This is a genomic window from Magnetococcales bacterium (genome assembly GCA_015231925.1).
Classification (GTDB): domain Bacteria; phylum Pseudomonadota; class Magnetococcia; order Magnetococcales; family JADGAQ01; genus JADGAQ01.
This window is the reverse complement of sequence record JADGAQ010000271.1, coordinates 1-4,330: the sequence shown is the minus strand read 5'-3', so window position 1 is coordinate 4,330 and position 4,330 is coordinate 1. Positions and strand designations below refer to the sequence as shown.

The 4,330-nt window shown below is 58.6% G+C and carries 4 protein-coding genes; 3 read left to right on the top strand and 1 reads right to left on the bottom strand.

Annotated elements, in window-relative coordinates; all coding sequences use genetic code 11:
• Positions 1-284: 284 nt before the first annotated feature.
• Entirely contained in the window at positions 285-584 is a 300-nt protein-coding gene (locus HQL56_18540) for an acylphosphatase (GenBank protein MBF0311514.1), read from the bottom strand.
• Between the two features lie 437 nt (positions 585-1,021).
• Here HQL56_18540 and HQL56_18535 point away from each other — a divergent pair, with 437 nt between their 5' ends.
• The 3 genes from HQL56_18535 to HQL56_18525 all read left to right on the top strand — a co-directional run bounded on the left by HQL56_18535 (position 1,022) and on the right by HQL56_18525 (position 3,570).
• Positions 1,022-1,993, top strand: a complete 972-nt coding sequence (locus tag HQL56_18535) for a phage major capsid protein (GenBank protein MBF0311513.1) — start codon at positions 1,022-1,024, stop codon at positions 1,991-1,993.
• A gap of 82 nt (positions 1,994-2,075) precedes the next feature.
• Entirely contained in the window at positions 2,076-2,573 is a 498-nt protein-coding gene (locus tag HQL56_18530) for a hypothetical protein (protein ID MBF0311512.1), read from the top strand.
• A gap of 295 nt (positions 2,574-2,868) precedes the next feature.
• Positions 2,869-3,570, top strand: coding sequence for a hypothetical protein (locus HQL56_18525; GenBank protein MBF0311511.1), 702 nt, complete (start codon positions 2,869-2,871; stop codon positions 3,568-3,570).
• The last annotated feature ends 760 nt before the right edge of the window (positions 3,571-4,330 follow it).

The following is a 4,330-nucleotide window of genomic DNA, read 5'->3' as shown; positions in this document are numbered from 1 at the left end:
CGGCTGAAAGTCAACGTCAACGGATGGGGGGATGAGGCCCCCCCTTGCCCCCCCGGCGGTCCGCTGCCATCCATCAAGATCGCCTTCGGGATCGGGTTTTTCGCTTTCATTCGCTGCAGCGGACCGCTTACGGCCACGTCAACGGATAAAACCTTGGGGCGCTGCCCCAAACCCCGCCGAGGGGGCTCGCCCCCCCGGACCCCCGTTTACTTGCCCGTTGATTCGCTACAGCGGACCGTCCGCACCTCGGGGCTCGCCCCCCCCCGGACCCCCGTTTACTTGCCCTACTTCCGGATCTCGAAATCCTCAAACGGCCCTTCCCTCCCTTCCGTCCCTTCCCTCCCCTCCGTCCCCGCCACCACCTCAACCCGACTCACCTGCGCCATCTCCGGCCCGTGATGACACCAGGCAACCAACTTCGCCACCGCCGCCTCCGGCCCGCGAAACTCCCCGGCAACCGACCCGTCCGGCAAATTGGCCACCCACCCCGTCACCCCCAAACGCAACGCCTCCCGGCGCGTGGAATCCCGAAACCAAACACCCTGTACCTTGCCGTATATACGCACCCGCCGACTCACCTCCATCGGCGTTGCCTCTCCATCCTTTTTCCCGTTCATCCCGGCTCCTCCCCGGCGAAAAAGAGGTGCATGCCTCAACCGACACCCACTGTATGACCTTCCATTCTTACAAACAAGGCCACAACCCAAAGGAGTTCCCATGAAGAATCGCCGCACCAACCGCGCCCAACTGGCCCGTCCCCCCCCTCACTGAAATCACGCCATCCGGGTCACCCCCGGTTGCGCTCCGTCGGTCGCCACGGTGTCGCGGGTCCACGACCCCCACCCCATCCCGCCACCACGGAGCAAACTTCCCCCACACGGGAAGCCTCTTCAAACGGCCACGGAAGGCCGTCCCTTGCAAAACACATCCATCCATCGGAATGAACCCGGCCTCACCCGCCAGGAAGGCTCAGTGTGTCCGGGTTCAAACCAAAAGTAATCAAACATAAGGAGTTTTCAACATGGCTGCACCGGGTCTTTCTGAAAGCGTAACCACCGTCCTTCGTAGTCGTGCCAAGAAGATGGCGGACAACATTTCCAAGAACAACATCCTGCTCAACCGGCTGGAGAAGAAGGGAGGCATCAAGCCGGTCTCCGGCGGGCGTTCCATCGTGCAACCCCTGGAGTACGCCGAGAACTCGACGTTCAAACGCTACGCCGGGTACGAACTGTTGAACATCCAGCCGAGCGAAGTCTTTTCGGCGGCGGAGTTCGACTGGAAACAGGCAGCGGTGGCGGTGTCGATTTCGGGTCTGGAGGAGTTGATGCACGCCGGACCGGAATCGCTCTTCGACCTGCTGACCTCCCGCATGTCCAACGCGGAACGCACCTTCATGAACAACCTGTCGGCGGATGTTTACTCCGACGGCACCGCCGACGGCGGCAAACAGATCGGCGGCCTGCAGCTCCTGGTTCCGGACGATCCGACCACCGGCACGGTGGGAGGCATCAACCGGGCGACCTGGACCTTCTGGCGTTCGGTTGCCTTCGACGCCACCACCGACGGCGGCGCCGCCGCGACTTCGGCCAACATCCAGAGCTACATGAACCGGGTGTGGCTGCAGTTGATCCGGGGCACGGACCGCCCCGACCTCATCGTGGCGGACAACAACTACTTCCGTCTCTACCTGGAAAGTATGCAGTCGGTGCAGCGCGTCACCGACGACAAACTGGCCTCGGCGGGCTTCGCCAACCTGAAGTTCATGGACGCCGACGTGGTCTACGACGGCGGCTACGGCGGCCACGCTCCGACCAACCACATGTATTTCCTCAACACCAACTACATCCATTTCCGCCCCCACAAGGACCGGAACATGGTGATGATGGGACCGGACCGCTTCTCCACCAACCAGGACGCCATGGTGCGCCTGATCGGCTGGGCGGGCAACATGACCCTGTCGAACGCCTTCCTGCAGGGCGTTCTCAAGGATTAATACCACCTGAAACGATTTCGTTCAGGCAACCCCGGACGGGGGGGATGCTCCTCCCCGTCCATTTTCCATTGGAGGAACATACATGCCTATTATGGCGATCGGCGGTGTTTTGGGTGTCAATCTGACGGTGACCGAACCCGGTTCCGGCACCAACGGGGATCAGGGCAACGACTTCCCCCTGGGAACCACGGTGGCCGGCACGGACGGCACCCGCTGGATGTTCGTTCATGCGGCGGGAGCCATCACCCAGTATCAGGTGGTGGGCATCGACGAGAACTTCGAGGCTTCTCCCCTGACCAAGGCGATGGCGGACGACGGCTGGTTCATCGGCTTTGCCCAGATTGCCTTCGCGGACAACGATTTTGGTTGGGTGGCCATCGAGGGCTCCAACATCAAGGGCAAGTGTCTGGCCAACTGCGCCCTGGATGTGTCGCTCTACACCTCGGCCACGGCGGGGTCGTTGGACGACGCCTCCACCAGCCAGACCAAGATCGACGGTGTGGTGGCGGTTTCGGCGGTGGGTTCCACGGCGGCGGCGGTGACGCTGATCGCCACGGGTCCGCGCGCCTCGACCTTCTGATGAAAGGGGGGGCCGCAAGGCCCCCCTGTTTTTTGAGTAATACGGGGGTTCGGGGGGGATTATCCCCCCCGACGGGTCCAGGGCAGCGCCCTGGGACGTGTCCTTTTCCGTTGCCGTTACCCCACCCCAAGGGGTCCAGGGGGCACCCCTGGGACGTTATCTTTTGCCTTTCCGCCTCCTGAGACTTTTCCATTCGGTGCGGAGACGGTCATATCGGGATGTTCCGAATGCTGAACAGATACCAAAACGGTTGATTTGGAAACCTGCTTCTTATACTTTTCGAAAGGAGCCTTTCATGGCGGATGAATCCTATAAGGGTCCGCGTTTTACCGACAGCGCGGGCAACATGGGTTGGTCTCCCGGACGGGGGGCGAGGCTGAGGCAGGAGTGGCTGGCCCAGCAGCAGAAGGAGTCGGAAAAGCAGCAGACGAAGCCGAGCCGGGAACCCTCACGCGCCGGGGAAAAGGGAGAGGATAAAAAGGCCGAACCCGACCATTGCCGCACCGGCCACCGCAAGGACGGGTCGACGTATGTCTGGTGCGACGAGGAGGGGCAGGGGAGGAAGAAGGATCCGTGCGGGTCGGTCAAAGATCCCCATGGGAAAGAGGCCTGCTATAACTGGCAAAGCCTGAAGGAGACGCTGCAGCAGGAAGAAGAGGCCTATGAAGAGGCCCAAAAAAGATGTCCGGAAGCGCCCCCAAGGGGCAGGGCGGGATGGAAGCCCTATGTTGGAGATTCGACGGTTTTTCATTGCGGTTTTGAAGGCTACCTGGAAAACCACCATCCAACGCCGGAAAACCCGACAGCAGAGTGTTTCTACGACAAACAAGGAACATTGGTAGATGACAGCCACCCCTACTCGTGGTGCCAGGGAACAGCGGATCAGTATCCTGCATCGGATCCCAGGCACGTATTTCCGGATTTGGGTGGGCTGGTCTTGAAGGGGTTTCCGGCGGGGTTGGCCTCCTTTGTATATTGGCGCCTCCGGAAAAGATAACGCAAAATGGGTGTGCCCTTCATATAGGATGGTTTGCCTATATGAAGGGTACACAGGAAGGGTAACGATGAAGGACTCTGTACTCATTGGATTTATTTCAGGAATGGGAGTGTTGCTTCTGTACTTAATCATTGTAATTATTGTCGGAGCTGTAATAATATATATTAATATAGATTACTCGGCGATATTTGGCGTTTTAACATTTTTTTTCTGGATTCCACAGTTAATATATAGTCTGCCAATTTTGAGGAGGTTGCGGCTCAGTAATAAACCGAGAATGCGACTCGGTTACCAGTTGGCGCTTGCCGTATCCTTATTTATGAATATTTCAATCCTGGCGTTTATGCTGATTACTGAAACATCGTAATGATTGGGAAAAACGATCCATGCCTATTGGTCAAAGATTCCCTTGGGAAAGATATCTGCCATAACGGGCTAAAGCCTGAAGGAGACGCTGCAGCAGGAGTTCGAGGCCTATGAAGAGGCTCAAAAAAGATGTCCGTAAAGGCCCCCAAGGGACAAGGCCGGATGGAAGCCCTGTGTTGGAGGTAGACGACAACCACCCCTATTCAGGGTGCCAGGGAACGGCGGATCAGTATCCTGCATTGGATCCTTGGCACCTGTTTCCGGATCTGGGAGTGGTGATGGGGCGAAAGGCTATGTGGGAATCGTTCCTTTATGCAATCTTTGGAGAAAAATAATCCGTGTTAGGGCGTGTTGACATTCACCATCTTTTGGTCCCTGGCCGCGTTGCAATCCG